Here is a 25,318-nt window from a genome sequence, read left to right as displayed (position 1 = left end):
GAAAGGCCTCAATAATCGTAGACGTGTTCGAGCTTGGCGCCGGCCTTCATCAGCGACGATAGCACCAGATGCAGCTTGCGCACGGCCACGACCATGCCGGTGCGGCGCGTCGAAGGATCGGCCGGCAGCGGATAGCTGAACAGGATGCGCATGCCTTCGGGGACGGCGATCGAGTCGGTCGACAGCATGGTGACCATGATCTCGTCATTGCCGCCGATCTCGACGAAGGAGACGCCCTTGTCGATCAGCCGCGGGATCATGTCGGTGAAGACCTGATAGCGCTTGGTGACGAAGATGGTGCCGTCAGGACCCAGGTCGCGCTCCAGCAAGGTGTCGGGCTCGTTGCGGGTGGCTTCGCCGACCGGGCCCTTGGCCCAGACATGGATGTCGAGGAAGGCCGGGTCGGAGGTCGCGGCGAGCGCCTTTTTGATCAGGTCGGCATAGCCCTGCTTGATGGTGTCGGCGAGGCCGAAGGCGAGCTTGCGTTCGCTGGTGCGGACGGAGCTGTCGCCCGGCGCCGGCTGCACGGCAAACAGGCCGGCGCGCTTTTCGGCATAGGCGAACTGGTACCACGGCACCTGGTCGAGAAAGCCTGCGTATTCGGCCGCCACCTTGGCCTGGTAGATGTCGGCGGCGGTGCGCTTGGCCGATGTCGCCTCGGTGACGCGGCCGACCGTGTTCTCATAGGCCCATTGCAATATGTGCTCGATCGAGTGGCTGGTGCCGATGATGACCAGCATCTGGTGGTTGGCATAGTTGAACTTGTATGGGGAACTGGCGCGGATCACGGTGGCGTAGTCCTGCCAGAAGCGGCCGACATAGGACCAATAGGGAAATCCGCTCGGCTGGTCCTTGGCGACGAAGCCGGCATATTCGCGCGCGGCGTAGACGATCGCCCATTCGGGATAGGTGAGGAAGGTCGATTCCTCAGGCCGTTGGTAGCCGGGGATTTCGGCGCGGACCTTGTCGGCCAGCGCCTTGGGCGGCGCGCCATCGGCAATGCCGGGCAGCGGCGTCTTGTCGAGCGACGGCGTCGTCAGGAAACCGTAGCTCAGCCCGACGATCGGGATGAGGATGATGATGACGATCAGCCAGACGATCGTCTTGATGACGCGCTTCAGCCAGCGGAACAGCAACATGGCCGGTCAGGCCGTGGCGAAGTGGTCGTGTATGCGCTTCGACAGCCAGAAGCCGACATAGACGGCGAAGCCGCCGATGACGAGATGCGGCAGGTTGGCGAAGAAGCGGGTAGGGAACTCGATGTCGTTGAGGGAGCGGAAACCGTTGATGAAGATGCCGGCATCGAGGCAGCCTGAGCCGGTGATCAGCCCGAGCACCCCGTCGAACAGATAGACCGATCCAAACAGCTTGAAATAGAACACTGCCTGGCGATGCGAGATGAAGGCGGCGGCCAGCGCCCAGACGCCGGAGAAGGCGTGCAGCAGGTCGTCATACCATTGCAGCGAGAACAGGCCGAACAGATTGCCGTTGGCATCGTTGAACGCCGGTATGTAGCCGATGGCGACGACCGCGAAGAACAGGAAAGCATAGGCAACGGCAAGCTTCTGGATCAGCGTCATGAAGTATCCCCCTCCTACGAGCCCGTTAAAACGGACTCTGACGACGTTGGGATACTAACCGATTTTAGCGCGCGGTGAAGCGGCGCCCGCAAGATCGCCAGCAAAGGAGATCGAGGGCCAAAACGACAGTCGGCGCCGGGATTTCTCCCAGCGCCTCCCTGTCAGATCAGGACACGGTCGCGGCAGCAACTTCCGTAAAGTCGTCGCGCCATGCCGGCCTTGATTTTGACGGTCCTGCCAGCCACCACCCCAAGGCAGTGTCCGTTCCAGACCACGCTGGTCTTGGCCCTTGCGGGCTTTGCCCTGCGTGCCATCGAAGGTTTTTGCCGTCCTTCATGGCAGCATCGGTCCGCCGTCGGCGTTGGCACGCTTTCCGCGGCCCCGTAGGTCTCGGCTACCGTCCCTCGAAACAGGCAAGCCTGCTCTCGCTCCGGGCCGTACGGGCCTCAGGAAATCCGCCTTTCACTTTCGCCTTTCGGCTTGGCGATCGGTGGCCGCCTGAGATGGGTTTAACGTACGCCGGGTAAGGGGCCTGGGGAATGGCCATGGGCCTGTGGATAGCGGGATTATCGGGGACCGTTTGGCGAGGGCCCGGGACCTTCGGTGCCTGCTGCCTTAAACAGCCGTCCCCTCTTTTCGGCGCTCGGATCGACAGCGCCCCTTGCTCCGCCGCCGGGCGCGGGCTTCAATGCCGGCAAACGATCGGACATGGATGTCCGGCGCCGGGGAGGGTGCGTATTGAAAGTCGGGGTGGTTCTCAATCCGATAGCCGGTGGCGGCTGGCTGAAGCGGCATTGGCCTGAGGTTGCCGCCTCGCTGAAAAAGCACTTCGGCGATTTCGAGCTGCGCGAGACACAGGCCGAGGGCGATGCCGAACGGTTGGCCATCGACCTCGCGGCAAACGGCTTCGACCTGGTGATCGCCGCCGGTGGCGACGGCACCGCCAGCGAAGTGGCCGACGGGCTGCTGCAGGCATTCGAGGAGAGCGGCAGGACGACCGAGCTTGGCCTGCTGCCATGCGGCACAGGCATCGATTTCGCACGCGGTCTTGGCCTGCCGAAAGCGGTGGACGCGACCTTGAAGCGGATCGCCGGGGCAGAGGGCCGCAAGGTCGATGCCGGGCGCATCTGCTACATCGACGACCATGGCGCACTGGCCAGCCGCCACTTCATCAACATCGCAAGCCTTGGCCTGTCGGGCGCCACTGACCGCGCCGTCAATGCCGACAAGCGCAAGGGCAAGATGTCGGCCAAGGCGCTGTTCCTGTGGCGCACCGTGGTCGAGTTCATCCGCTACCGCTTCCAGCATGTGCGGATCACCGTCGACGACGGCGCGCCGGTCGAGGCGCGCATGGCGCTGGTGGCGGTGGCGAACGGCAAGTTCTTCGGCGGCGGCATGATGATCGCGCCGGATGCCGAGCTCACCGACGGAGAGTTCGACATCGTCATCCTGCGCGCGGCTGGCAAGCTGAAGCTGATCTGGGATATCCGCCTGCTCTATGGCGGCCGGCACCGCAACCATCCGGCGATCACGATCCTGCGCGGCAAGAAAGTGGTTGTCGAACCGCTCGACGATGTGGAAAAGAACGGCGCGCTGGTCGACATAGACGGTGAGTCGCCCGGACGCATACCGGCGACCTTCGAGATCCTGCCTGGCGCGTTGACGCTCAGATATTGAATCAAGGCGTTGCCAGATTGATTCAAGTCTCTTCGAAACTGAATCCGGCTATCGATTCAAGCAGATGAAATTGCTTGGTTTTCCGGTCTCCGGTCAGATTTCCAGTCTGGCTGGAAAACCAGGCGCGCGCAGGTCGGTGCCGACGGCATCTTCGAGCAATTTGACGATCTGGGTCGACCAGGCGCTGCCGCCATAGGCCGCCTTGCCCTGTTCGAAAATCGCATTGACGCGGGATGCCAGCTCCAGCGGCACGCCGAAATCCTTGCCCATGCCCAACGCAAAACCGAGGTCCTTCAGCGCCAGGTCCATGGTGAAGCCGATGTCATAGGAGCCGTTGAGGACGAGCTGGCTTTCGGTCTCGTGGACGAAGCTGTTGCCGGAGGAGGCAACGATGGCGTGGTAGGATTGGGCGAGGTCGAGCCCGCCCTGCTTGGCCAGCATCAGCGCTTCGCCGGCGGCGACGAGGTGGATGAAAGCCAGCATGTTGGTGATCACCTTGATCACCGCTGCCGAGCCGATCGACCCCATCAGGAAGGAACGTGCGCACATTGCTTCGATGGCCGCGCGATGGCGTTCGTAAAGGGCTGCATCGCCGCCGACCAGGGCGGTGATTTTGCCGGCCGCCGCCAGATGCACGCCGCCGGTGACCGGGCACTCCAGCGTCTCGACACCCTTGGCCGAGGCGAGGGCGGCAAGCCGCACGATCTCGTCGCGGCCATTGGTCGACATCTCGATCCAGGTGCCGCCCTTGGGCAAGCCCTCGAGCAAGCCGCCGGGTCCGGCAAGCACCGCTTCGCTGACCTTGGGCGAGGGCAGGCAAGTGATGGCGTTGCCGGCCCGCGCCGCCGCGTCGGCAGCGCTGTCGGCTGCGGTGGCGCCGAGCGCCACGAGGCGCTCGACGGCAGCCGGGTCGCGGTCGAAGACAGTGACCGCAAAGCCGTTGCGGATCAGGCTGGCGGCAAGGTTGCCGCCGAGATGGCCGAGGCCGATGAAGGCGTAGCTCTCGCTCACGGCATCAACGGGGTCTGCATCATCTGCAGATGCAGATCTTTGCCGGTGTAGGGATGCGCATCGCAGACCGCTTCGTTGAGCTCGACGCCCAGCCCCGGTTCCTTCGAGGGGATGACGTTGCCGTCCTGCCACTCGATCTTCTTCTTCAGGAGCGTGGCGTGGAAGCCGTCCCACTGCTTCAGCGATTCCAGGATGAGGAAGTTGGGCAACGTCACCGCCAGCTGGATGTTGGCCGCACCGACGATCGGCCCGCAATAGCAGTGTGGCGCGACCTGAATGTGATAGGCCTCGGCCATCGCCGCGATCTTCTTGGTTTCGAGAATGCCGCCGGAGCGGCCGAGATCCGGCTGCAATATGGTCGCGGCGCGGTTTTCGATGACGCGGGCGAATTCGAACTTGGTCGTCAGCCGCTCGCCGGTGGCGATCGGGATCGAGGTCGCGCGGGCGACCTGCGCCATCACTTCGGGCATGTCGGGCGGCACCGGCTCCTCGAACCACAAGGGATCGTAGGGCTCGATGGCGCGGGCCATGCGCAGCGCGCCCGACGCGGTGAACTGGCCGTGCGTGCCGAAGAGGATGTCGGCGCGGTTGCCCACCGCCTCGCGGATCGCCTTGACCATGCGGGTGGAGACGTCGATGTCGATGAGGCGCGGCTGATGGCCGTCGAAGGCGGTGTAGGGACCGGCCGGGTCGAGCTTGACGGCATTGAAACCCTGCTCGACATATTCGAGCGCGCAGGCCGCCGCCATTTCGGGGTCGTTGTAGACATTCCTGCCGTCCGGCGCGTCCTCGGAATGGACACTGCCGGTGTGCGGGTAGAGGTAGGTGTAGGAGCGCAGCGTCTCATGCACCTGACCGCCGAGCAGTTTGTAGACCGGCTTGTTGGCCTCCTTGCCGATAATGTCCCAGCAGGCCATTTCGAGCGCCGAAAAACAGCCCATGCCGGAAACATCGGGGCGCTGGGTGAAGCCGGAGGAATAGGCGCGGCGGAAGAAGTTCTCGATGTCGTGCGGATCGCGGCCGACGAGATAGCGCTCGGCCATGTCCTCGACCATTTTCGCCGTGACATGGGCCGAGAAGGTGGCGTTGTAGGCTTCGCCATAACCGACCACGCCGCCATCGGTGGTCAGCTTGACGAAGATGAAATACTTGCCGCCGATGCCGGGCGGCGGGTTGCCGACAACCCAGGTCTTGACGTCGGTGATCTTCATTTTTGGTCCTCCAGAACCAGTTCGGCGCCCTTCCACCCGGTCATGACCGAGGCGGCGTTGGTGTTGCCGGTGATGTTGTCGGGAAAGATCGAGGCGTCGATGACGCGCAAGCCCTCAAGCCCGTGCACTTTCAGGCGCGGATCGACCACGGCGCGCGCGGGATCGGGGCCCATGCGGCAGGTCGAAACCGGGTGATAGACAGTGCCGGAGCGTTTCCTGAAATCCGTGATCAGGTCGGCGTCGGACTGGATCGACGGGCCGGGCAGGACTTCTTCCCTGATGATTTCGGCCATTGCAGGCATCGAGGCGATCTTGCGCACGAACTTCACCGCCGCCAGCATCTCCTCGACATCGGCATTGGTGGAATAGGCGTTGGCGGTGATCTTCGGATAGTCCAGCGGATTGCTGGAGCGGATCATGATCTCGCCCCGGCTCGACGGGCGGCAATTGGACAGGCCGATGGAGAAGCCCGGCCAGGGGTCGGGCGTCAGGATCGGCCGTTCGCCGCTCTTCGGGATGACGGTCGAGAAGGCCTGGAAATAGAGCTGCATGTTGGGGCGCGAGAACGCCGGGTCGGTGCGGAAGAAACCGCCGCCATGGTTCATCGACAGCGACAGCGGCCCCGAGCGCGTCAGTATGTACTGCATGCCGACCAGCAGCTTGCCCCACCAGGGACGCAGGATCTGGTTGAGCGTCGGCACCTTGCCCTTGAAGGTGTAGTTGATGCCGACATGGTCCTGCAGATTGGCGCCGACATTCTCGTTGGCGTGGACGACAGCGATGCCCAGCCCTTTCAGAAGCGCCGAGGGGCCGACGCCCGACAATTGCAGCAGCTGCGGCGAGTTGATCGAGCCGGCGGAGAGGATCACCTCGCGGCCGGCCCGCGCCGTCTTCGTCTGACCGTTCTGCAGATACTCGATGCCGACGGCGCGTTTGCCTTCGAACAGGATGCGGCTGGCCAGCGCGTTGGTCTCGACGCGGACATTGGAGCGCTTCATCGCCGGGCGCAGGAAGGCGCGCGCCGCCGACATGCGGCGGCCGTTCTTGGTCGAGATCTGGTAGGTGCCGACGCCTTCCTGGGCAACACCGTTGAAATCGGGGTTGAGCGGCAGGCCGGCCTGCTGGCCGGCGGCAAGATAGCGCTTGGTCAGCGGGTGGACGGCGTTGGCCGTGTCGCTGATGTGCAAGGGGCCACCGGTGCCGCGCCATCTGTTGGCGCCGGCCTCATTGTCCTCGAGCGCCTTGAAGATCGGCAACAGCTCGTCATAGCTCCAGCCGGGATTGCCGGCGGCGCGCCAATCGTCGAAATCCTCGCGCGCACCCCGGATCCAGACCATGGCGTTGATCGAGCTCGAGCCGCCGAGCAGCTTGCCGCGCGGCCAGTGGTCGACATTGCCGCCGAGGCCGGGGTCGGCTTCCGTCTTGTAGTTCCAGTTGACCGCCGGATCGAAGAACGTCTTGCCGTAGCCGAGCGGCATCTGCACGTAGAAGCGCTGGTCCGTGCCGCCGGCCTCCAGCACCAGAACTGAGAAGCGGCCCGAGGCCGACAGTCTGTCGGCGAGCACGGAGCCGGCCGAGCCGGAGCCGACGATGATGAAGTCAAAAGTCTGCATGATTGAAACGGGCGGCTCCGGAAATCTGGCCGCAGCCTAGACGCGAGGGGTTCGCCGCGTCGCCGGGCCTTCCGGCATGCGTTGTGAAAAATGCGACTGGAATGCGAGGTCGAGTTGCGGGGAATATCGACAATCGCGCTTGATAAGCATGGGGTCGACAGCCTATGCGAGGGCATTCGTTTGCTCTGGCCACTCTGCGGAAGGCAGGAAATCATATGCGGACCCTGTCGGATGCGTTCATTCCCGAACTGCCGGGTTACTACAAGGGCAAGGTCCGGGAAAATTACGATCTGGCCGACGGGCGGCGCATCATCATCGCCACCGACCGTCTCAGCGCCTTCGACATCATCCTGACCTCGATCCCGTTCAAGGGCGAGATCCTCACCCAGACGGCGCGCTACTGGTTCGAGGAAACCGCCGATATCTGTCCGAACCATGTGCTCGAATATCCCGACCCGAATGTCGTCGTCGGTACAAGGCTCGACATCCTGCCGGTCGAGATCGTCGTGCGCGGCTATCTGGCCGGAACCACGAGCACGTCGATCCTGACCCGCTACAAGCGTGGCGAGCGCGACATGTACGGCATGCGCCTGCCGGACGGTTTGCGCGACAATGAGAAGCTGGCCGCGCCGGTCATCACGCCGACAAGCAAGGCGGCGGATGGCGGCCATGACGAGCCGCTGTCCAGGGCGGAGATCCTCGAACAGGGACTGCTCACGCAGGCGCAATGGGACACCGTCTCGGATTACGCCTTGAAGCTGTTCGCGCGCGGCCAGGCGCGTGCCGCCGAGCGCGGCCTGATCCTTGCCGACACCAAATACGAATTCGGCACAGACAGAAGCGGCACCATCATCCTGGCCGATGAAATCCATACGMCCGACAGCAGCCGGTACTGGATCGCGGCGAGCTATGAACAGGCGCTGGCCAGCGGCACGCGGCCGGACAGTTTCGACAAGGATTTCATCCGCTCCTGGGTGGCGGCGCGCTGCGATCCTTACAAGGACCCGATCCCCAGGATTCCAGACGAGATCGTCGAACAGGCCTCGCGCATCTATGCCCAAGCCTACGAGGCGATCACGGGCAAAGCATTCGTTCCCGATCTTTCCGGGGACACGGTTCTCGATCGCATCCGTTCGAACCTGGTGCGCTACTTCTAGCAGCCAGGCGAAGCTTTGCCCGGCGCGCGTTGACGCGTCCGCGCCATGACGCTACGGGATCGAGGGCAGTCGATCTCAAGCCTTCGACCTCGGGGGATTTCTCGCATGGTGCACTACGCGGACGGACGGCCGATCGGAGACCTCACATTGCGCACGCTGGCCATGCCTTCGGACGCCAACGCCGCCGGCGACATCTTCGGCGGCTGGGTGATGGCGCAGATGGACCTTGCCTGCGGCATCCGCGCCGCCGAGCGCGCCAGGGGCCGCGTGGTGACGGCGGCGGTCAAGGAGATGTCCTTCGCCAAGCCGATGAAGATCGGCGACACGCTGTGCATCTATACCCATGTCGAACGCGTCGGCCGCACCTCGATGACGCTCAAGGTCGAAGCCTGGGCGCAGCGCTATCTCTCCGATTTGATGGAAAAGGTCACCCACGCCGATTTCGTCATGGTGGCTTTGGACGGCGAGGGCAAGCCGAAGGCCGTTCCGGCCGAGGGTTGACGAGCCCATTCTTGCGCCCCGTTTTTCCGGCGCAGGGCAATTGTAACATTGCCCGTTCCGGCGATGCGCTCCGCGACATCCAATGGTTGCTTTCACGCCCGATCGTGCCGGCGTTGGGGGAGAGACAATGCGTCAACACATACTGAACAGCTGGCTCGTGGCAGCCCTTGTCGCTTTGGTCTGCCTGCTCGGCGTAACCGCCTACGCCGAAGTCAAAAACGACCTTCGGCCCATCGCCTGCCCGCAAGGCGACAAGGGTGACCGGAAGCCGGCCGCGACATGCGTGCCCTGAGCACGGCGCCCTGCGATGGCTTGGCGCCGAGAAGCTGAAGGAGTTCCTTTTGGTCCGCGATTGTCGTCGTCAAAGTAGCGTGTGTGCTGGTCTGCCACCGGCGCCCTAGGACAAAGTTGCGAGCCCGCGTCAAGAGGACCACGACTTCCCCGCCGTCAGGCAATTTCACTTAACGCGAAGGCACCGGATCCCTTGCCGTGCAAGGGTTTCAGCCATGCATGTCGTCGAATTTTTCGCGTGCCTCCCGCACACGCTGCGTGTTCCTGCGTGCCCATTCGCCAAGCGCGCTGACCGGGATCAACAGTTCGTGACCGAGCTCGGTCAGTTCGTAGTCGACGCGCGGCGGAATGGTCGGAAACACGGTGCGGGTGACGAAGCCGTCGCGTTCCAGGCCGCGCAAGGTGGTGGTCAGCATCTTCTGCGAGATGCCGCCGACAGCGGCACGCAGCTCGTTGAAACGCAGTGGTCCGTGGCCAAGCTTGCCGACCACGAGCACGGTCCATTTGTCGCCGACGCGCTGCAGGATTTCCGAAATCGCGCGACAGTCTTCGGTGTTGTGCGGGTGCCTCAGTAACAAAACGGTGCCTCCTTGCGTCGGCAGTTGACAGTATCTCATATAGCGCCGGTATCTAAATGATACCAGCTTATTACCGGAATGGAGAGCCCCCCATGTCAAAGCCGAAAATCGCCATCATCGTCGGTTCGACGCGCGCCGCGCGCTTCGCCGATGTGCCCACGCAATGGATCGCCAAGATCGCCAAGTCGCATGCCGACATCGATGTCGAGGTCGTCGACCTCAGAGATTTCCCGCTGCCCTTCTTCGACGAAGTCGCCTCTTCCGCATGGGTACCGTCGACCAACGAAGTGGCGCAGCGCTGGCAGAAGAAGGTCGCCGAATATGACGGCTTCATCTTCACCGCCGCCGAATACAATCACGGCCCGACGGCCGTGCTGAAGAACGCCATCGACTACGCCGCCAACGAGTGGAACAAGAAGCCGGCCGGCTTCGTCGGCTATGGCAGCGTCGGCGGCGCCCGCGCCGTCGAGCAGCTCCGCCTCCATGCCGTCGAACTGCAGATGGCGCCGGTCAAGTCGGCCGTCCATATCGCCTGGGGCGACTTCCTCGCCGTGCGCCAGGGCGAGAAGAAGCTCGAAGACCTCGACCACCTGAACCAGGCCGCCACCGCGCTGGTCAACGACGTCGCCTGGTGGGCCAAGGCGCTGAAGAAGGCGCGCGATGCCGACGTGGTCGACGAGGAAATCAAGGCGGCCTGATCGCCGGTCGAATTGTCCTCCCAAGGGATATGGGGCGGCGCTTGCGCCGCCCTTTTCAATTGTGAAACGCTTGTTGCCGGTTGCCGGTTGCCGGTAGCCGCTAGCAATCCGATTGCCACACGCCCGACACCAGCCCGAACGCCTATGGGCAAGGCCAAGGGCGGGCGGTGAGAGGCCTTAGTGCCCCCTAGCTAGACCGGCACCGTCAGAGCGAACACATCGCGCCAGAAGCGGGTCCCGAGCCGCAACGAGCGTAAATCGGCCGCAAGGTCATCATATCCCGTCCAAGTTGTGGACACATCCTTTTTCAGGGCGCACTCTTCAAGCACGAAACCCAAGCAAGAGTTTCGCCCAATGCCTCACATGCTTGAGACGCGTCGCTGATTGCATGACCCATCCGGATATTTCCGGGTGGAAGTCGTTTCTTTGTGCGCCTGTCCGAGATCAGGCTACGGCCCAAATAGCACGCTGCAGCCCGTTCCGGATCAACTGGGAGGGAAACAGCATGCCTCATCTTCAACGCAGAGAACTTATCCAGGGAAGCGTGGCCGTTGCCGCAATCGCGGCTCTCCATGCCTCGCGGGCTTACGCTTTTCCGACACGGCCCGGCGAGGAAGTCGTCAAATGGCTCGATCAACTGCCGCCGAATCCGGTTCCGCAGGTCATCAAGAACCAGCTCGTCTGGGAGGATCTCGATGCCTGGGTAACGCCCAACGACAAATTCTTTTCGATCGCGCACTTCAACCGGCCGGTCATCGAGGAAAGCACGTGGAAGCTGGAAATCGGCGGGCTGGTCAAAAAGCCGATGGCCCTGACGCTTGCCGACATCAAGTCCCGGCCGCGCGAGGAAGTCACCTTCACGATCGAATGTTCGGGCAATACCGGCCTGCCGTTTTTCAACGGCGGAATCGGCAATGCCCGCTGGGCGGGTACGCCGCTCGCTCCGATCCTGAAGGAGGCCGGGGTTCACGACAGCGGCATCGAGGTTGTCTTCTGGGGCGCCGACGAAGGTGAGATCAAACGCGCCGACGAGGTCACGTTCAAGCAGAATTTCGCGCGCAGCATGTCGCTCGCCGAAGCAATGGATCCAAAAAACATCCTTTGCTACGAGATGAACGGCGCTCCTTTGCCGCCCGACAACGGCTTCCCGCTGCGGCTGATAGCGCCGGGCTGGTACGGGATCGCGAACGCGAAATGGCTCAAGCGCATCGACGTGCGCGACCAGCGCTTCGAGAGCCGGTTCATGGGACGCGACTACGTCACGGTCCGCGAGGAAGACCATAATGGCGAGACCGTGTGGGCGGAAACCTCCGTCGGACGGGCAAGGCTCAAATCGGCACCGGCCAGGGTTACCCATATCGGCAACGACTACCGAATCGTCGGAGCCGCCTGGGGCGCGCCAGTCGACCGGGTCGAGGTGAAGATCGACGATGGGCCGTGGATGCCGGCGACCATCGACGACGCCGACAAGGCGGAGTTCGCCTGGAAGATGTGGTCTCTCGATTGGCCCAAACCTTCCGCCGGGGAGCACACTGTCACCTCACGCGCGATCGATACGAGCGGCAACATCCAGCCGGCGATGAGTGATCCGTGGATCGCCAAGAAACACACCTACTGGGAGAGCAACGGACAGGTGACGCGCCGCATTCAGATCGGTTGACGGTTGCGCCGGGCAAGTCCGCCGTCCATATCCTGGCGCGACTTCCTGGCCGTCCATCAGGGCGAGAAGAAGCTCGAAGACCTTGAGCACCTAAACCAGGCGGCCACGGCGTTGGTCAATGATTTCGCCTGGTGGGCAAGGCGCTGAAGAAGGCGCGCAATGCCAAGGGATACGGGGCGGCGTTTGCGCCGCCCTTCTAGTTATAGCGGCTCAAATCGAAAGCTGCCGCCCGACCGGACGACGCGGCCAATGCCGGGCGAGTCCAAATGCGCGCCGGCAACGAGGTAATGATCGTCCGCCGCAAGCGCCAGCAGCCGCAACCGGCTCTCGCGCGCCTGGTCCTGATCCGTATCGAATTCCCACGTCACCTCGGGCCGATCGAACTGCAGCGATGGGACGTGAAAGGTATCGCCCCAGATCAAAATGCTCTCGCCGCCGCTCGAAGCGCGAAAGCAGCTGTGACCCACTTCATGGCCGTGAGCGCCGATAATGTCGACATGGGTCCCGAGACGGTCTCCGGCCTCGAACGGTTCCGCCATGTCGTGAAACCGCTCGAGCCGCGCTTCGGTGCGGAAGAGGTCGAGTTCCTGCCTGGGAACGAGCAGGCGCACCAGGCGCGGAAAAGCGTCCCGGCCGTCGGCAAGCACAAGACCCTGGATGTGGTCGAGATGCGTATGGGTGAAGCAGACGGTACGGACTTTTTCGACATCGATGCCGGCTTCGTCCAGCGCCTGGGGAAGCCGGCCCATGGTCGGGTGCCAGGCATTCGCAGCGCCGGTATCGATCAGTGTTATCTCATGTCCATCGTCAATCGCGAAGGCGTTGACGGAAAGCCTGAGTTGGCCGCCAACCAACGCGACTTGTTCGGGCAACTCATCGCCAAACGGCTTGTCGCCGCGTTGCCGAAGCCGCCCGACCGGCATGTCGACGTAGCCATCGCGCAAGGCGGTGATGCGCAGGTCACCAAGAGTGTAGGTCCGATAAAGTTCGCCCGAAGCTATGCGGTGCATTTGCCGATCCGTTTCTGCAGACAATCTGTGACGGGCAGCCGGCGTCGGCAACCCGGCAAGTCAATTCGATCTAGGCCATAAGCGCGTGCTGCGCCTGCCGCGGCCGGATGATGCAGTCGGCGAGACGATGCTTCTCGTCCAGCGCATCAGCATGGTGCTGGCCCCATTGGCAGAGCGCCAGCAGGATCGGCTCGAGGCTGAGGCCGAGGCTGGTCGCCGAATATTCGACGCGGGCGGGCACTTCGGCGAAGATCTCGCGGCTGACGAGGCCATGCTCCTCCATTTCGCGCAGCTGCTGGATCAGCACTTTCTGGGTGATGCCAGGCATCATCGCCTTCAGCGCCGACAGCCGCCTTGGACCATCGAAGAGATGGTAGAGGATGACCGCCTTCCAACGCCCGGCGATCACCTTCAGCGCGCGCTCCGCCGGCAGCATCGGCAGTCGCTTGATCGGCATCTTGCTGGCTGGGCCGGCCATGGTCACCTCCTGGTCAGCAGGGGAGAAATGAGTGTGTAGTCGCGGCCTCGCAGATAGTGGCAAACCACCGCCGATGCCAGTGCGATCGGAGTTTGCCATGAAAGCCGTTCAATTCAGCCGCTTCGGCGGCCCCGAGGTGCTCGAGATCGTCGAGCTGCCGGCGCCGGTCCCGCAGGCCGGCGAGGTGCTGGTCCGCGTTCACGCCGCCGGCATCAACTTCTTCGAGGTGCTGATGCGCGCGGACCGCTACGCGGTGACGCCGCAACTGCCGATGTTTCCCGGCGTGGAAGTGGCTGGTATCGTCGAGGCCGTCGGCGAAGGCGTGGATGCTGCGCTTCTGGGGAGACGTGTCGCGGCGCCGCTGTTTGCCTCGCAGCGCCCTTATGGCGGCTATGCCGAGCAGGTCACGATATCAGCCGATCTGACCGTGCCGCTGCCGGATGACGTCTCTTTCGAGGAAGCGACAGCGCTGATGGTGCAGGGGCTGACGGCACTGCATTTGCCGCGCCAGAGCCCGCCTGAGGGCAGGACGGTGCTGGTGCCTGCCGCTGCCGGTGGCGTCGGATCGCTGCTTGTCCAGCTTGCTAGGGCAAAGGGCGCGGCCAAGGTGATCGCGGCCGCCGGCGGCGCGGGCAAGATCGAGCTTGCTCTGTCGCTCGGCGCCGATGCCGCCGTCGATTACATCGGATCGGACTGGCCCGCGCGCGTCCGCGCGCTGACAGGCGGGGAGGGTGCAGACATCATCTACGACACGGTTGGCGGCGCGCTGACGGCTTTGTCACTGCAGGCTTTGGCGCCCGGCGGCGAACTGGTGTTCGCTGCACTCGGCCGCTATGGGCTCGAACCTTCCGATCTGGAAGCCATGATCGGCCGTAACCAGTCGCTGAGGGGTTTCGCGCTGCTGCCGCTGCTGTCGCCGCAGGTGTTGCGGGCGAGCCTGTCGGAACTGTTCCAGCTGGCGGCGAGCGACCGGTTGCGGGTCGCGATCGGTGGCCGGTTCCCGCTCGGCCATGCCGGCGAGGCGCACCGGCTGCTGGATGAGCGACGCTCGACCGGCAAGGTCGTGCTGGTGCCCTGACGGTATTATTCCCTGGAGAGGCCATCGAGCAGCCAAGCGGGAGAGGACTTTATCAACTCACCCCGACGGCACGTCGCGCTGCGTTCTCCAGCGCCGCAGCCATGATTTGGCGGCGGCGCCACTACCCCTTGGGCCTATCTCATTTCCCCGATCTGCACTCGTTCCCCCGATCACGCCCGAGTGACTTGCATAATGCAACTAACTTGGCTATGTGTCACTTTCATTTTGAAAGAGACTTCCGGCCATGGTTGCAAAAACAAGCTTCGAAACTCGCCCGTGCCCCATAGCGCGTAGTCTCGACGATGTGGGCGAATGGTGGAGCATCCTGTTGCTCAGGGACGCGTTCCAGGGGCTGACGCGCTTCGACCAATTTCAGAAGAGCCTGGAGATCGCGCCCAACATTCTCACGCGCCGGCTGAACAGCCTGGTCGAGCGCGGCCTGTTCGAAAAGCGCGCCTACTGCGAGCGGCCGCTGCGCCATGAATATGTGCTAACCGCCAAGGCGCGCGATTTCCGACCGGTGCTGCTTTCGCTGCTCGCCTGGGGCAACAAGCATCTGGCGCCCGAAGGCCCGAGCCTTGTGGTGGTGGACAGGGCGGACGGGCGCTGGGCCGAGCCCGTGCTGGTCGACCGCCAGACCGGTCGAGAACTCGACGGCGAGGGCTTCACCATGGCGACAGCCCCCCGGGCCACCGACCGCATGCGGCAGCGCTATCGCTTCAGCACGGAGGGTTCGGGCCTGCCGCTCATCGACAATGTCGATCAAAGCCGTGAAGAGGCGCGGGGCAAATGAACAAGGTTCTCTCCGCCGCCGAGTTGCAGCCGGCGCAGCCATCCGCCGTCCAGATCCCCGCGCCCGCCAAAAGCCGCCGCAAGCCGTTCGTCATGCTGGGCGCCGCGATCGCCATCGGCATTGCCGGCTGGTATGGTTTTCAGTGGTGGCAGGCCGGCCGTTTCCTCGTCTCCACCGACGACGCCTATGTCGGCGGCAACGTCACGCCGCTGGCGCCACGTGTCGCCGGGCATATCGATCAGATCCTCGTCGAGGACAACCAGCATGTCGCCGCCGGCCAGCTCATCATCCGCATCGACGACCGGCCGTTCAAGGCGGCGGTGGAGCGTGCGCAGGCTTCCGTCCAGCAGCAGCAATCGGCGCTCGACAATCTTCGCGCCCAGGTCTCGCTGCAGAATTCGCTGATCGAACAGGCGCAGGCCGATCTGGAGGCCAAGAGTGCCGCCGCGACGTTCACCGCACAGGACGCCAAGCGCTATGAGGTGCTGGCCAACACCAGGGCCGGCTCGCAGCAGGACGCCCAGAGAAGCCTTGCCGCCGATGGTCAGGCCAAGGCTTCCGTCGCCGCCTCGCGTGCCGGGCTTGCCGCCGCCAGGCAACAGCTCGACGTGCTGAACACGCAGATATCGGAAGCGACCGCCGCCGTTCTGGCCGCAAAGGCGGATCTCGACACGGCTGAACTCGATCTCGGCTTCACGCAGATCCGCGCTCCCATCGACGGTATCATCGGTAACAGGCTGGCGCAGGTCGGCACCTATGTCTCGCCGGGGAGCTATCTGCTGACGATCGTCCCGCAGAGCGGGTTGTGGGTCGATGCCAATTTCAAGGAAGATCAGTTGCGGCGCATGGCGGATGGACAGGCGGCGACGGTCTATACCGACATCGCGCCCGACCAGCCGCTCAAGGGCCATGTCAGCAGCCTGGGGCCGGCGACGGGCGCGATCTTCAGCGTGATCCCGGCGCAGAACGCGACCGGCAATTTCACCAAGATCGTCCAGCGTGTTCCCGTCCGCATCACCATCGACCCGGACCAGGCGCACAAGGTCGCGCTGCGGCCGGGCCTCTCCACCGTCGTGACGGTCGATACCGGCGCGCACTGAGGGCATCATGTCGGAGCGCCCGCAATCCTTCTTCGCCAGCATCCTGCCGTTCATGGTGATGTGCGTGGGGATGTTCATCGCGCTGCTCGACATCCAGATCGTCGCGTCGTCGCTGCAGGACATTGGCGGCGGCCTGTCGGCGGCGCAGGACCAGATCGGCTGGGTGCAGACCTCCTATCTGGTGGCGGAGATCATCGTCATCCCGCTGTCGGGCTGGCTGACACGGGTGTTTTCGACACGCTGGCTGTTCACCATCTCGGCGGCCGGCTTCACGCTTGCCAGCATGCTGTGCGGTTTCGCCTGGAGCATCGAAAGCATGATCGTGTTCCGCGCGCTGCAGGGGCTGCTCGGCGCGTCGATGATCCCAACCGTGTTCACCTCGTCGTTTCACTATTTCCAGGGGCCGAGGCGGGTCTATGCGGCCGCGGTGGTCGGCAGCATCGCCTCGATCGCGCCGACGCTCGGGCCCGTCATCGGCGGCTGGATCACCGATACGCTCAACTGGCACTGGCTGTTCTATGTCAACGTCATTCCGGGCACCATCATCACCATCCTGGTTGCGGCTCTGGTCAAGATCGACAAGGCCGATCCGTCGCTGCTGAAGGGCGCGGACTATATCGGCATCGTGCTGATGGCGGTCAGCCTGGGCACGGCGGAATACGTCCTGGAGGAGGGCTCGCGCTGGAACTGGTTCGACGACGCGACCATCCGCAATGGCGCTATCGTCGCCGGCATCACCATGGTTCTGTTCGTCATCCGCAGCCTGACCTATTCGCAGCCGGTCGTCGATTTCCGCGCCTTCGGCAACCGTAATTTCGCCATCGGCTGTTTCCTGTCTTTCGTCACCGGCATCGGCATCTTCGCCACGATCTATCTGACACCGCTGTTCCTTGGCTATGTCAGGGGCTACGACGCCTTGCAGACCGGGCTCGCCGTGTTCTCCACCGGCGTCGCCTCGATGATCGGCGTTCCCGTCTACATCTTTCTCGCCAAGCGCTTCGATACGCGCTGGCTGATGATGTTCGGTCTGGCCTCCTTCGGCGCGTCGATGTGGAGTTTCAGTGCCATCACCAGCCAGTGGGGCGCGGCCGAACTGCTGATCCCGCAGCTGTTCCGTGGCTTCCCGCAGGTCTTCGCGGTGGCGCCGAGCGTCAATCTCGGCCTCGGCAGCCTGCCGCCCGAGCGGCTGAAATACGCCAGCGGCCTGTTCAACACGATGCGCAATCTCGGCGGCGCGGTCGGCATCGCCATTTGCGGCGCGATCCTGAACGACCGCACCAACTTCCATTTCCTGACGATCGCCTCGCATCTGACGCCGCAGAACGAGGCCGCGATGCGGCTCGTCGACAACGTCGCGCTGCGCTATGGCCAACTACCCGGCGCTGTCGCCGATGGCCATACCGCCTCGCTGAAGCAGCTGTGGGCTCTCGCCTATCGCGAGGCATCGACCATGGCCTATGCCGATGCATTCCTGGTGATCATGGCCGCCTTCGTCATCGCGACCGCGCTGGTGCCGTTCCTGCGTAACGTCACGCCGAAGGCACCGCCGCCAGACGCCCATTGAGGTGGACCACCGCATCGGCTTGCGGTGGATGCAGGCCTATGAGCTAGTCGCCCGCGCGGGCGAGCAGCAGCGCGCGCTCCCTGTCATTGCCGGTCAATTCTGCAGCCTGGCGGAACGCGGCACGGGCTTCCGCCTGATGTCCGAGTTTCTCCAGAAGATCGCCGCGCACCGTGGGCAGAAGATGCGAGTCCTTCAGGCGCGGCTCGTCCTTCAGCGCCTCGACGATGGCGAGGCCCTGCGCAGGCCCGAACGCCATGCCAACGGCCACCGTCCGGTTGATTTCGACGATGGGCGAGGGGGCCGCCAAGGCAAGGGCCTGATAATAGGCTGATATTGCAATCCAGTCGGTGTCGGCTGATGTCGCGGCGCGGGCATGGCAGGCGGCGATCATCGCCTGCAAGAGATAAGGGCCTGGTGTCGATGTCAGGGTCATGGCGCGGTTCAGGCCGTCGAGGCCGCGCCGGATAAGCGACCAGTTCCAGCGCGTGCGGTCCTGGTCGAGCAGCAGGATCGGCTCACCCGCCCGGCCGGTGCGGGCAGGGAAACGCGAGGCGTTGAGTTCCATCAGCGACACCACCCCCTGCACCTCGGGCTCATCAGGCATCAGCGCCGCCAGGGAACGACCAAGGCGCAGCGCCTCGCCACAGAGATCGGCACGCAGCCAGTCCGGTCCAGCGGTCGCCACATAGCCTTCGTTGAAGATGAGATAGACCACCTCCAGGACCGCGGCGAGGCGTTCGCGCCGCTCTTGCCCGCGCGGCGTCTCGAACGCGATGGCGGCATCGCGAAGTGCCCGCTTGGCGCGCACGATGCGCTGGGCGGCGGTGGCTTCGGGCACCAGGAAGGCGCGGGCGATCTCAAGCGTCGACAGCCCGCCCAACAGGCGCAGGGCGAGGGCTGCGCGCTGCTCGGCCGGCAGTACGGGATGGCAAGCGGTGAAGATCAGCCGCAAAAGGTCATCGTCGATATCCTCGTCGAGCGCCGCCTCGATGTCGGGCATCTCGCGCTCCAGCTCGGCGAGGTCGATGGCGAGTTCGCGGTGCTTGCCGTCGATCATGGTGGTGCGGCGCAGCCGGTCGAGCGCCCGGTTCCTGGCGACCTCAGTCAGCCAGGCCGCCGGGTTGCGCGGGATGCCGTCCCGGGGCCAGCGCTCCAGCGCCAGCAGGAAGGCATCGCCGGCGACCTCCTCGGCCAGCCCGATATCCCTGAGATAGCGGGCAAGCCTGGCGGTGAGCTTCGGCTGCTCGATGCGCCAAACCGCTTCGATGGCACTATTGGCCGTCAACCCTTCAGCTCGCTGAAGCCTTCCACCACCTTCTGGACGTCCTCGGGGAAATCGCTCATCTCAAAGACGCGTCGAACCTCGATCACCTCATTTTCCCCTGCGGGGCAGCGGCGGGCCCATTCGATGGCTTCCTCACGTGAGCGCACGTCGATGACCCAATAGCCCCCCAGCACTTCCTTGACCTCAGCGAACGGCCCGTCGGTGACGACGGGCTTGCCGCCCTTGAAGCTGACCCGCGCGCCCGATGACGGCGGATGCAGCCCATCGAGCGCCAGCAACACGCCGGCCTTCTTGAGCTCCTCATTGTATTTCATCATCCCCTCCACCCCCTTGGCGTCGGGCCTGACGTCCGGCGCCGCCTCTGCGTAGCCGCCGGGGATCATCAGCATCATGAACCGCATGGTCTCTCTCCTTGGTTGGGTTGGTTCGATGATACGACGAACGAAGGGCGGCGGAATCGACAGGGGTGCGAAGAAAAGTTCGAATCCCTGATCGTCGGCCGAAGACGCTCCGGGGCTTCGGCTCCCCGGCCTCTCGTTGGCGGATGCCCGTCACGGCGCATTGTCGGCGATGCGGTCAATGGCGTCGATCAGCCGTTTCCGCTCCTTGTTGATCCACTGGCCCTCTGCGTAGTTCTGGAGAAACGTTTCGACAAACTCGACGGGGTTGTCGCCGACGATCGCGCGGATCGGGGTTCCGTGCGCCGCGCTCTGCTCGAAGAGGTCGGCGAGATCCTCCAGCATCGACACCATGGTGTCCCCGTCCGTGATCGCCCCGAAATACATGAGGTACCGGTCCAGCGCCTCGATCGCCGCGCGATAGTACGCCGGAAGCTTTTCCGTGCGCGCCTTGTACTGCCGGTAGCGCTTCTTCTGCTCGATCGACCCTGTGATCTTCTCGATCCATCCTGTGACCATGTCTATTTCCTTTTCGTGTTGAGCTGTTCGAGCCGTTCCGCGAGGAAGGTCCACGTCCTCCAGAACTCTTCGAGGTAGTCCCGTCCCCGGGCGTTGATCGAGTACACCTTGCGGGGCGGGCCCTTCTCGGACGGGATCTTCTCCACGTCGACGAGGCCCTTTTGCTCGATCCTGACGAGCAGGGCGTAGACGGTGCCTTCGGCGATGTCCGAGAAGCCCTGATTTCGCAACAGCGCCGTGATCTCGTAGCCATAGGCGCGCCGCGCGGACAGGATCGCGAGAATGATCCCCTCCAGCGTGCCCTTGAGCATCTCCGTCATCTGCTTGCCCATGGAATACCTCTTCATGCTACTCAGTGTTGATGAGTACTGGTACTTAGCATCGCTTATTAGTGATCGTCAAGCCCTGCAATGACAATGACAAAGCAGGATGTCGGCATGTTCACTTTGCGGCTCGACCGGTCGGAGCCGGCGGCAGGACCGGACAAGTTGAAAGGGCTGCCTTGGGTGACCGGTTGGACCGCCATATGGGCGGGGCTGCCATCTGGCCCCGTCCTTTTGCCCTGATATGTCAGCTGCATCCGTCATCGAGAAAGCCCGCGTGAAATCATCCAGCCTGGCCGGCGCCGTTTCCCCCACGATCCCGGTGCTCGTCTGCGCCTTCGGCATCTTCCTTTTGTCCGGCATGGATGCGGCGATGAAGGTGCTGGTCATCGCGGTCGGCGTTTACAACACGGTGCTGTGGCGCAGCATGCTGGCGACATTGGTCGCCGGCACTGGCTGGCTGGCGGGACCGCGCTCGCTTCCCGCCGCCTCGGTGCTGAGGCTGCATGCGCTGCGCGCGGTGGTTGTCGGTATTGTCCTGCTGTCATTCTTCTGGGGGCTTGCAAGGCTGCCGCTGGCGGAGGCGGTCGGGCTCAGTTTCGTGGCGCCGCTGTTCGCGCTCCTGCTGGCCGCGCTGCTTCTGGGCGAAAGGATACAGCGCAAGGCGATCTGGGCGTCGCTCGCCGGCATTGCTGGCGTCGCAATCATCGTGGCGGGCCAGTTCGGGCAGAAGACCTATGCCGGCGATGCGCTGCTCGGCACCGCTGCGGTGCTGGTCTCGACGGTGTTCTATGCCTACAATCTGATCCTCGCGCGGCGACAGGCGATGCTGGCCAAGCCAATCGAGATCATGCTGTTCCAGAACCTTTGTGTCGCGGTCATGCTTGGTCTTGCCGCGCCCTGGCTCGCTATTGCGTTGCCCAGCAATCTTTGGCTTCCGCTCGCCGGGGTGACGGCTCTGTCGCTCGCCGGCCAGTTCCTGATGAGCTGGGCCTATGCCCGGGCCGAAGCGCAATATCTGATCCCGACCGAATATTCGGCCTTCATCTGGGCGATCGCGCTCGGATGGTTCTTCTTCGACGAGGCGGTGACCTGGACCACGCTGGCGGGAGCCGGCCTCATCGTGGCCAGTTGCCTGATCGCCGCGCGCTCCAACCCCAGACTTGCCGAGCCGATCGAAGTCGCGGTTTGAGGGGAAGTGCCATCCCGGCGTGTCGTCGCATTGTCGCCAAAGCGGAAATCGCACGACCCTGTCAAAAGCAGGGAGCGCTTTTGCAAGTAGATCCGCGCCTATTGTAAAATTTTATTAAATATTTCGCCGGTCGAATTACGGCCTGTAGACCATTCGTCGGGTTGTTGTGCTTCCAGTCCCGGAAAACGTCACTCAACGGTCGATGTCATGGTGAACTATGTGGCAAGTTCCTGGAACGGTATCGTGCATGGCAATTTTGGTCCGGATGCGGTCGCCTGGAACTCGTATCGAGCGATCCGAGCAGGCCAGGCATCACGAGGAGGATTTATCCGATGAGCTTCTTCGTCAATGCCCTAGGCGTTCCTCTTCCCTATAGCGGCGCTTCCAACCATTGGTACTCTGCGGCAGGGTCCGGGCCGGACCTGTACGGCAGCTCCGGAAACGACTCATTCTACGGAGCATCCGGTGTCAACGTCACCATGCACGGAGGCACAGGCGATGACATCTATTACCTCTATGCGGCGGGCAACAAGGTGGCGGAGGCCGCTGGGGCAGGCATCGACACGATCAGCACATGGATGAGCTATAAGCTCCCCGACAATGTCGAGAATCTCGTCGTCACAAACGCCAACAACTATGCTTTCGGAAATGGGTTGGACAACATCATCACCGCCAAGGCCGGGCACCAGACTCTAGACGGCGGCGCGGGAAACGATGTGCTGATCGATGGTGGCGGCGGTTACGACACTTTCATCGTCTCGAAAGGCAACGGAAGCGACCTGATAGCGAATTTTGCCGCCACCGATACGGTCCGCCTTAATGGCTATGGGTTCACATCGTTCGACGCCATACACTCAAGCATGATCCAGGCGGGATCGAACGTGCTGTTGAACCTCGGGTCCGGCGAGATCCTCGCGTTCAAGGACACGACCATCGACAAGCTGCAGCCCAGCCAGTTCGAATTGCCGATCGACAAATCCGGGATGCAGCTCTCCTTCAGCGACGATTTCAACACGCTGAACCTTCACAATAGCCAGGGCGGCACGTGGGATTCCAACTTCTGGTGGGGAGCGCCGAATGGCAGCACCTTGAGCAGCAACAACGAGCTGCAATGGTATATCGACGCCAACTACGCACCGACGAGTTCCGTCCATCCGTTCAGCGTGAACAACGGCGTGCTCACCATCACCGCGGCGCAGGCGCCGGCAGACATCAAGCCGCTGATTAACAATTACGAATACACCTCCGGCATCCTGACGACCCACGATTCCTTCTCGCAGACCTATGGCTATTTCGAAATACGGGCCGACCTGCCAGAGCATGCCGGCGCTTGGCCGGCCTTCTGGCTGCTTCCGGAAGACGGTTCGTGGCCGCCGGAACTCGATGTCGTGGAGACGATCGGCCAGACCCCGAACTCATTGATCATGACGGCGCACTCGAATGAAACGGGGACGCACACCAAGGTCACGTCGATAGTGAGTGTCTCGAACCCCGACGGCTTCCACACCTATGGCCTGCTCTGGACGCCGGACAAGCTCGTCTGGACCTATGACGGCGTGCAGGTCGCGGAAACGGCGACGCCGTCCGACATGAACAAGCCCATGTACATGCTGGTCGATCTTGCGGTCGGCGGCTTGGCCGGCACCCCTCCGGATCATCTGGCCACGCCGGCCGAGATGAAGATCGACTATGTCCGCGCCTATACGCTGGACAATGCGCCGGCAAACGCCCTGAACATCACCAGCACCGCCCAGCACAGCACTGCAACGCACAGCAACAGCTTGGCGCACGGCGGCTCCGAGTTCGGGGGCCACGCGTAAGGTCTCGGGAACATGCAGTGTCGGGGAATGTGGAAATGACTGGACCGGCTGGCCTGCGTCCGGTCTTCATGCGCGCCATCGCCGATGTCGGCGTCTTCTCGCTGTTGATCAACGTCCTGCTGTTGGTGATTCCGCTCTACCTGCTGCAGGTCTATGACCGCGTGCTACCGTCCTCTAGCGTCGAGACGCTTGTCTATCTTTCGGCCATTGCGGTTCTCACGCTCGCTTTCCTCGGGCTTCTGGACGCGATCCGCGCCGTTTACACGCAACGCGTTGCGGCGACCCTCGACCAGAAACTGGGCGCCAGCACATTCGCCGTTTCGCTTGGCGCGAAATATGCCGGCGGCCTGTCGCCGCTGCGCGACCTCGCCTCGGTCTGCGCCTTCATCAGGTCGCGCGGCGTGGCGGTGTTGTTCGACCTGCCTTTCGCCCCTGTCTTCCTCGCCTTGCTCTATCTCATCCATCCGGTGCTGTTCTGGGTGACGGTCGCCGGCGCGGCGCTTCTGCTTTTGCTGGTCGTGGCCAACCAGCTTGCCATCGGCAGGAACGACGCTTTGTCCGCGGAGCGTTCGGCCTTGGCCAGCCAGGCGGAACAGGCATTTGCCCGCAATGCGGAGACGCTGCGCGCCATGGGCATGGTGGAGAACGCCGCGCGGGTCTGGGGACGGCACGTGGCGGCAGCGCTCACCTTGCATGACCGTTCCTCGAGTGCCAATGCGATCTTCAGCGGCGCCTCGCGGGCGCTGCGCATGATGCTGCAACTGGCGATCCTGGGCGCCGGCGCATGGCTGGTGCTCAAGGGGCAGATGACGGCAGGCATGATCTTCGCCTCCTCGCTGGTGTCGTCGCGCGCGCTGCAGCCGCTCGACCAGTTGATCGGCGCCTGGCGGCAGATCGCCGACGCCCGGCGGGCGTGGAAACGGCTTGAGACGGCGTTTGCGGCGCGTCCGGCTGAAGCGCGCAAACTGCTCCTGCCCGATCCGGCAGGCGCGATTTCCGTGCAGGACGTCTTCTTCATGGCGCCGAATGCGCAGCCCGGCACCGAACCCATCCTCAAGCGGCTGAACTTCCAAATCGGCGCCGGCGAAGCGTTGGCCATCGTCGGCCCGAGCGGCGCCGGCAAATCGACGCTGGCGCGGTTGCTTGTCGGTGCTGCCCGGCCGACCGGCGGTGCCGTCAGGATCGACGGCGCCGACCTCAGGACCTGGGACGAAAACCAGCTCGGAAAGCATGTCGGCTACGTCGCGCAGGTAGTCGAGCTCTTTCCAGGATCGATCGCGCAAAACGTCGCCCGCTTCGACCCCGATGCGGATGACGCCGCGATCATCGAGGCAGCAGGGCGGGCTGAGGCGCATGAGCTGATCCTGGCGCAGCGGGACGGCTACCAGACATTGATAGGCCCGTCGGACAGAACGCTGTCGGGCGGTGAACGCCAGAGGATCGGGCTGGCGCGCGCCTTCTACGGCAATCCCAGAATTCTCGTCCTGGACGAGCCCAGCACTCATCTCGACGGCACCGGCGAGGCGGCGCTCGAGGCGGTACTCGCCGCCGCGAAGGCGGCCGGCGTCACGATGGTCGTGATCACGCATCGCCCTTCGATTGCCGCGTCCTGCGACCGCGTGATGCTTCTGCGCGGCGGCACGATCGAAGCCTTCGGCCCAAGCAGCGAGGTGCTGCGGCATTCGGTCGTTGGCAAGGGCCTTCCCACGCAGCCGAATACGGTGGTGACAGGGTCATTCGCCACGACGATCCGCACGCATAACATCCGTTTTGGGTCGTAG

The 25,318-nt window shown here is 63.8% G+C and carries 25 protein-coding genes and 1 pseudogene; 14 read left to right on the top strand and 12 right to left on the bottom strand.

What is annotated here, in order from left to right; genetic code table 11:
- Window positions 1-8: 8 nt before the first annotated feature.
- Window positions 9-1,139 carry a hypothetical protein gene (locus AB4Z43_RS06395; protein WP_019860589.1) on the bottom strand — a complete coding sequence of 377 codons (1,131 nt, stop codon included), beginning with the start codon at window positions 1,137-1,139 and terminating at the stop codon, window positions 9-11.
- 6 nt (window positions 1,140-1,145) lie between these two features.
- Window positions 1,146-1,580 (bottom strand): membrane protein, encoded by a 435-nt coding sequence (locus tag AB4Z43_RS06390; RefSeq protein WP_032931388.1) that lies wholly within the window; start codon window positions 1,578-1,580, stop codon window positions 1,146-1,148.
- Window positions 1,581-2,318: 738 nt separating this feature from the next.
- On the opposite strand from AB4Z43_RS06390, the gene AB4Z43_RS06385 reads away from it, so the two are divergent.
- Window positions 2,319-3,257 carry a diacylglycerol/lipid kinase family protein gene (locus tag AB4Z43_RS06385; protein ID WP_027047288.1) on the top strand — a complete coding sequence of 313 codons (939 nt, stop codon included), beginning with the start codon at window positions 2,319-2,321 and terminating at the stop codon, window positions 3,255-3,257.
- A 93-nt stretch (window positions 3,258-3,350) separates the two neighbouring features.
- On the opposite strand, the gene AB4Z43_RS06380 is transcribed toward AB4Z43_RS06385, so the two are convergent.
- Genes AB4Z43_RS06380 through AB4Z43_RS06370 form a run of 3 tightly spaced genes read right to left on the bottom strand, consistent with a single transcriptional unit; the run spans window position 3,351 to window position 7,092 of the window.
- Window positions 3,351-4,268 carry an NAD(P)-dependent oxidoreductase gene (locus AB4Z43_RS06380; protein ID WP_441936550.1) on the bottom strand — a complete coding sequence of 306 codons (918 nt, stop codon included), beginning with the start codon at window positions 4,266-4,268 and terminating at the stop codon, window positions 3,351-3,353.
- Window positions 4,265-5,479 (bottom strand): mandelate racemase/muconate lactonizing enzyme family protein, encoded by a 1,215-nt coding sequence (locus tag AB4Z43_RS06375; protein WP_019860584.1) that lies wholly within the window; start codon window positions 5,477-5,479, stop codon window positions 4,265-4,267. Before AB4Z43_RS06375 ends, AB4Z43_RS06380 begins: the two co-directional genes overlap by 4 nt.
- Window positions 5,476-7,092 (bottom strand): GMC family oxidoreductase, encoded by a 1,617-nt coding sequence (locus AB4Z43_RS06370; RefSeq protein ID WP_441936547.1) that lies wholly within the window; start codon window positions 7,090-7,092, stop codon window positions 5,476-5,478. The genes AB4Z43_RS06375 and AB4Z43_RS06370 overlap by 4 nt, the downstream gene beginning before the upstream one ends.
- Before the next feature lie 215 nt (window positions 7,093-7,307).
- Between AB4Z43_RS06370 and AB4Z43_RS06365 the strand changes: the two genes are divergently transcribed.
- From AB4Z43_RS06365 to AB4Z43_RS06355, 3 genes are all read left to right on the top strand, one after another.
- Window positions 7,308-8,249, top strand: a complete 942-nt coding sequence (locus AB4Z43_RS06365) for a phosphoribosylaminoimidazolesuccinocarboxamide synthase (RefSeq protein WP_441936545.1) — start codon at window positions 7,308-7,310, stop codon at window positions 8,247-8,249.
- A gap of 105 nt (window positions 8,250-8,354) precedes the next feature.
- Window positions 8,355-8,750, top strand: coding sequence for an acyl-CoA thioesterase (locus AB4Z43_RS06360; RefSeq protein WP_010911043.1), 396 nt, complete (start codon window positions 8,355-8,357; stop codon window positions 8,748-8,750).
- Window positions 8,751-8,877: 127 nt separating this feature from the next.
- Window positions 8,878-9,042 (top strand): hypothetical protein, encoded by a 165-nt coding sequence (locus tag AB4Z43_RS06355; protein WP_019860580.1) that lies wholly within the window; start codon window positions 8,878-8,880, stop codon window positions 9,040-9,042.
- 208 nt (window positions 9,043-9,250) lie between these two features.
- On the opposite strand, the gene AB4Z43_RS06350 is transcribed toward AB4Z43_RS06355, so the two are convergent.
- Window positions 9,251-9,619, bottom strand: coding sequence for a winged helix-turn-helix transcriptional regulator (locus AB4Z43_RS06350; RefSeq protein ID WP_038653238.1), 369 nt, complete (start codon window positions 9,617-9,619; stop codon window positions 9,251-9,253).
- Window positions 9,620-9,711: 92 nt separating this feature from the next.
- Here AB4Z43_RS06350 and AB4Z43_RS06345 point away from each other — a divergent pair, with 92 nt between their 5' ends.
- The 3 genes and pseudogenes from AB4Z43_RS06345 to AB4Z43_RS06335 all read left to right on the top strand — a co-directional run.
- On the top strand, window positions 9,712-10,317 hold the full coding sequence (locus AB4Z43_RS06345; protein WP_019860578.1) for an NADPH-dependent FMN reductase: 606 nt from the start codon (window positions 9,712-9,714) through the stop codon (window positions 10,315-10,317).
- Window positions 10,318-10,822: 505 nt separating this feature from the next.
- Window positions 10,823-11,977 carry a sulfite oxidase gene (locus tag AB4Z43_RS06340; protein ID WP_019860577.1) on the top strand — a complete coding sequence of 385 codons (1,155 nt, stop codon included), beginning with the start codon at window positions 10,823-10,825 and terminating at the stop codon, window positions 11,975-11,977.
- Window positions 11,974-12,177: pseudogene (locus AB4Z43_RS06335) on the top strand (FMN reductase); the annotation flags it as partial. The gene AB4Z43_RS06340 and the pseudogene AB4Z43_RS06335, both read left to right, overlap by 4 nt.
- Here AB4Z43_RS06335 and AB4Z43_RS06330 read toward each other — a convergent pair.
- Together AB4Z43_RS06330 and AB4Z43_RS06325 are read right to left on the bottom strand one after the other, a co-directional pair.
- On the bottom strand, window positions 12,178-12,987 hold the full coding sequence (locus AB4Z43_RS06330) for an MBL fold metallo-hydrolase (RefSeq protein WP_441936543.1): 810 nt from the start codon (window positions 12,985-12,987) through the stop codon (window positions 12,178-12,180). It lies immediately after the preceding pseudogene.
- 70 nt (window positions 12,988-13,057) lie between these two features.
- Window positions 13,058-13,465 carry a winged helix-turn-helix transcriptional regulator gene (locus AB4Z43_RS06325; protein WP_019860574.1) on the bottom strand — a complete coding sequence of 136 codons (408 nt, stop codon included), beginning with the start codon at window positions 13,463-13,465 and terminating at the stop codon, window positions 13,058-13,060.
- A 97-nt stretch (window positions 13,466-13,562) separates the two neighbouring features.
- Between AB4Z43_RS06325 and AB4Z43_RS06320 the strand changes: the two genes are divergently transcribed.
- The 4 genes from AB4Z43_RS06320 to AB4Z43_RS06305 all read left to right on the top strand — a co-directional run bounded on the left by AB4Z43_RS06320 (window position 13,563) and on the right by AB4Z43_RS06305 (window position 18,000).
- Window positions 13,563-14,543 carry a quinone oxidoreductase family protein gene (locus AB4Z43_RS06320; RefSeq protein ID WP_441936540.1) on the top strand — a complete coding sequence of 327 codons (981 nt, stop codon included), beginning with the start codon at window positions 13,563-13,565 and terminating at the stop codon, window positions 14,541-14,543.
- Window positions 14,544-14,787: 244 nt separating this feature from the next.
- Window positions 14,788-15,336: a winged helix-turn-helix transcriptional regulator gene (locus AB4Z43_RS06315; protein WP_027047284.1), complete on the top strand. Its 549-nt coding sequence runs from the start codon at window positions 14,788-14,790 to the stop codon at window positions 15,334-15,336.
- Complete coding sequence (locus AB4Z43_RS06310; RefSeq protein WP_441936539.1) at window positions 15,333-16,436, top strand: HlyD family secretion protein; 1,104 nt, start codon at window positions 15,333-15,335, stop codon at window positions 16,434-16,436. Before AB4Z43_RS06315 ends, AB4Z43_RS06310 begins: the two co-directional genes overlap by 4 nt.
- A 7-nt stretch (window positions 16,437-16,443) precedes the next feature.
- Window positions 16,444-18,000: a DHA2 family efflux MFS transporter permease subunit gene (locus tag AB4Z43_RS06305; RefSeq protein WP_019860569.1), complete on the top strand. Its 1,557-nt coding sequence runs from the start codon at window positions 16,444-16,446 to the stop codon at window positions 17,998-18,000.
- Between the two features lie 43 nt (window positions 18,001-18,043).
- Here AB4Z43_RS06305 and AB4Z43_RS06300 read toward each other — a convergent pair whose 3' ends face one another.
- From AB4Z43_RS06300 to AB4Z43_RS06285, 4 genes are all read right to left on the bottom strand, one after another.
- The gene (locus tag AB4Z43_RS06300) at window positions 18,044-19,285 is read right to left on the bottom strand and encodes an RNA polymerase sigma factor (protein WP_441936536.1); all 1,242 of its coding nucleotides are present in this window, start codon (window positions 19,283-19,285) and stop codon (window positions 18,044-18,046) included.
- Complete coding sequence (locus AB4Z43_RS06295; protein ID WP_038649000.1) at window positions 19,282-19,686, bottom strand: YciI family protein; 405 nt, start codon at window positions 19,684-19,686, stop codon at window positions 19,282-19,284. The genes AB4Z43_RS06300 and AB4Z43_RS06295 overlap by 4 nt, the downstream gene beginning before the upstream one ends.
- Window positions 19,687-19,836: 150 nt before the next feature.
- Window positions 19,837-20,202, bottom strand: a complete 366-nt coding sequence (locus tag AB4Z43_RS06290) for a DUF1048 domain-containing protein (RefSeq protein ID WP_441936535.1) — start codon at window positions 20,200-20,202, stop codon at window positions 19,837-19,839.
- 2 nt (window positions 20,203-20,204) lie between these two features.
- Window positions 20,205-20,534: a PadR family transcriptional regulator gene (locus AB4Z43_RS06285; RefSeq protein WP_441936533.1), complete on the bottom strand. Its 330-nt coding sequence runs from the start codon at window positions 20,532-20,534 to the stop codon at window positions 20,205-20,207.
- Between the two features lie 235 nt (window positions 20,535-20,769).
- Here AB4Z43_RS06285 and AB4Z43_RS06280 point away from each other — a divergent pair, with 235 nt between their 5' ends.
- The 3 genes from AB4Z43_RS06280 (at window position 20,770) to AB4Z43_RS06270 (ending at window position 25,318) form a co-directional block, all read left to right on the top strand.
- A complete protein-coding gene (locus tag AB4Z43_RS06280; protein WP_202379844.1) occupies window positions 20,770-21,717 on the top strand; it encodes a DMT family transporter in 948 nt (315 codons plus the stop codon).
- A 332-nt stretch (window positions 21,718-22,049) separates the two neighbouring features.
- A complete protein-coding gene (locus tag AB4Z43_RS06275) occupies window positions 22,050-23,537 on the top strand; it encodes a family 16 glycosylhydrolase (protein ID WP_441936531.1) in 1,488 nt (495 codons plus the stop codon).
- 35 nt (window positions 23,538-23,572) lie between these two features.
- On the top strand, window positions 23,573-25,318 hold the full coding sequence (locus tag AB4Z43_RS06270) for a type I secretion system permease/ATPase (protein ID WP_441936529.1): 1,746 nt from the start codon (window positions 23,573-23,575) through the stop codon (window positions 25,316-25,318).

The sequence above is a fragment of the Mesorhizobium sp. 2RAF45 genome, from assembly GCF_052115225.1.
GTDB classification, from domain to species: domain Bacteria; phylum Pseudomonadota; class Alphaproteobacteria; order Rhizobiales; family Rhizobiaceae; genus Mesorhizobium; species Mesorhizobium jarvisii.
Note: the sequence above shows the minus strand (reverse complement) of the source record. Positions and strands in the feature narration are given on the sequence as shown.

What these genes read in the sequence shown, in the direction of transcription:
- AB4Z43_RS06290 (WP_441936535.1), bottom strand. Translation starts at nt 20,202, where the DNA reads ATGGTCACAGGATGGATCGAGAAGATCACAGGGTCGATCGAGCAGAAG.
- AB4Z43_RS06355 (WP_019860580.1), top strand. Translation starts at nt 8,878, where the DNA reads ATGCGTCAACACATACTGAACAGCTGGCTCGTGGCAGCCCTTGTCGCT.
- AB4Z43_RS06325 (WP_019860574.1), bottom strand. Translation starts at nt 13,465, where the DNA reads ATGGCCGGCCCAGCCAGCAAGATGCCGATCAAGCGACTGCCGATGCTG.
- AB4Z43_RS06375 (WP_019860584.1), bottom strand. Translation starts at nt 5,479, where the DNA reads ATGAAGATCACCGACGTCAAGACCTGGGTTGTCGGCAACCCGCCGCCC.
- AB4Z43_RS06270 (WP_441936529.1), top strand. Translation starts at nt 23,573, where the DNA reads ATGACTGGACCGGCTGGCCTGCGTCCGGTCTTCATGCGCGCCATCGCC.
- AB4Z43_RS06315 (WP_027047284.1), top strand. Translation starts at nt 14,788, where the DNA reads ATGGTTGCAAAAACAAGCTTCGAAACTCGCCCGTGCCCCATAGCGCGT.
- AB4Z43_RS06345 (WP_019860578.1), top strand. Translation starts at nt 9,712, where the DNA reads ATGTCAAAGCCGAAAATCGCCATCATCGTCGGTTCGACGCGCGCCGCG.
- AB4Z43_RS06285 (WP_441936533.1), bottom strand. Translation starts at nt 20,534, where the DNA reads ATGGGCAAGCAGATGACGGAGATGCTCAAGGGCACGCTGGAGGGGATC.
- AB4Z43_RS06305 (WP_019860569.1), top strand. Translation starts at nt 16,444, where the DNA reads ATGTCGGAGCGCCCGCAATCCTTCTTCGCCAGCATCCTGCCGTTCATG.
- AB4Z43_RS06370 (WP_441936547.1), bottom strand. Translation starts at nt 7,092, where the DNA reads ATGCAGACTTTTGACTTCATCATCGTCGGCTCCGGCTCGGCCGGCTCC.
- AB4Z43_RS06320 (WP_441936540.1), top strand. Translation starts at nt 13,563, where the DNA reads ATGAAAGCCGTTCAATTCAGCCGCTTCGGCGGCCCCGAGGTGCTCGAG.
- AB4Z43_RS06295 (WP_038649000.1), bottom strand. Translation starts at nt 19,686, where the DNA reads ATGCGGTTCATGATGCTGATGATCCCCGGCGGCTACGCAGAGGCGGCG.
- AB4Z43_RS06390 (WP_032931388.1), bottom strand. Translation starts at nt 1,580, where the DNA reads ATGACGCTGATCCAGAAGCTTGCCGTTGCCTATGCTTTCCTGTTCTTC.
- AB4Z43_RS06280 (WP_202379844.1), top strand. Translation starts at nt 20,770, where the DNA reads ATGTCAGCTGCATCCGTCATCGAGAAAGCCCGCGTGAAATCATCCAGC.
- AB4Z43_RS06275 (WP_441936531.1), top strand. Translation starts at nt 22,050, where the DNA reads ATGAGCTTCTTCGTCAATGCCCTAGGCGTTCCTCTTCCCTATAGCGGC.
- AB4Z43_RS06395 (WP_019860589.1), bottom strand. Translation starts at nt 1,139, where the DNA reads ATGTTGCTGTTCCGCTGGCTGAAGCGCGTCATCAAGACGATCGTCTGG.
- AB4Z43_RS06330 (WP_441936543.1), bottom strand. Translation starts at nt 12,987, where the DNA reads ATGCACCGCATAGCTTCGGGCGAACTTTATCGGACCTACACTCTTGGT.
- AB4Z43_RS06360 (WP_010911043.1), top strand. Translation starts at nt 8,355, where the DNA reads ATGGTGCACTACGCGGACGGACGGCCGATCGGAGACCTCACATTGCGC.
- AB4Z43_RS06340 (WP_019860577.1), top strand. Translation starts at nt 10,823, where the DNA reads ATGCCTCATCTTCAACGCAGAGAACTTATCCAGGGAAGCGTGGCCGTT.
- AB4Z43_RS06310 (WP_441936539.1), top strand. Translation starts at nt 15,333, where the DNA reads ATGAACAAGGTTCTCTCCGCCGCCGAGTTGCAGCCGGCGCAGCCATCC.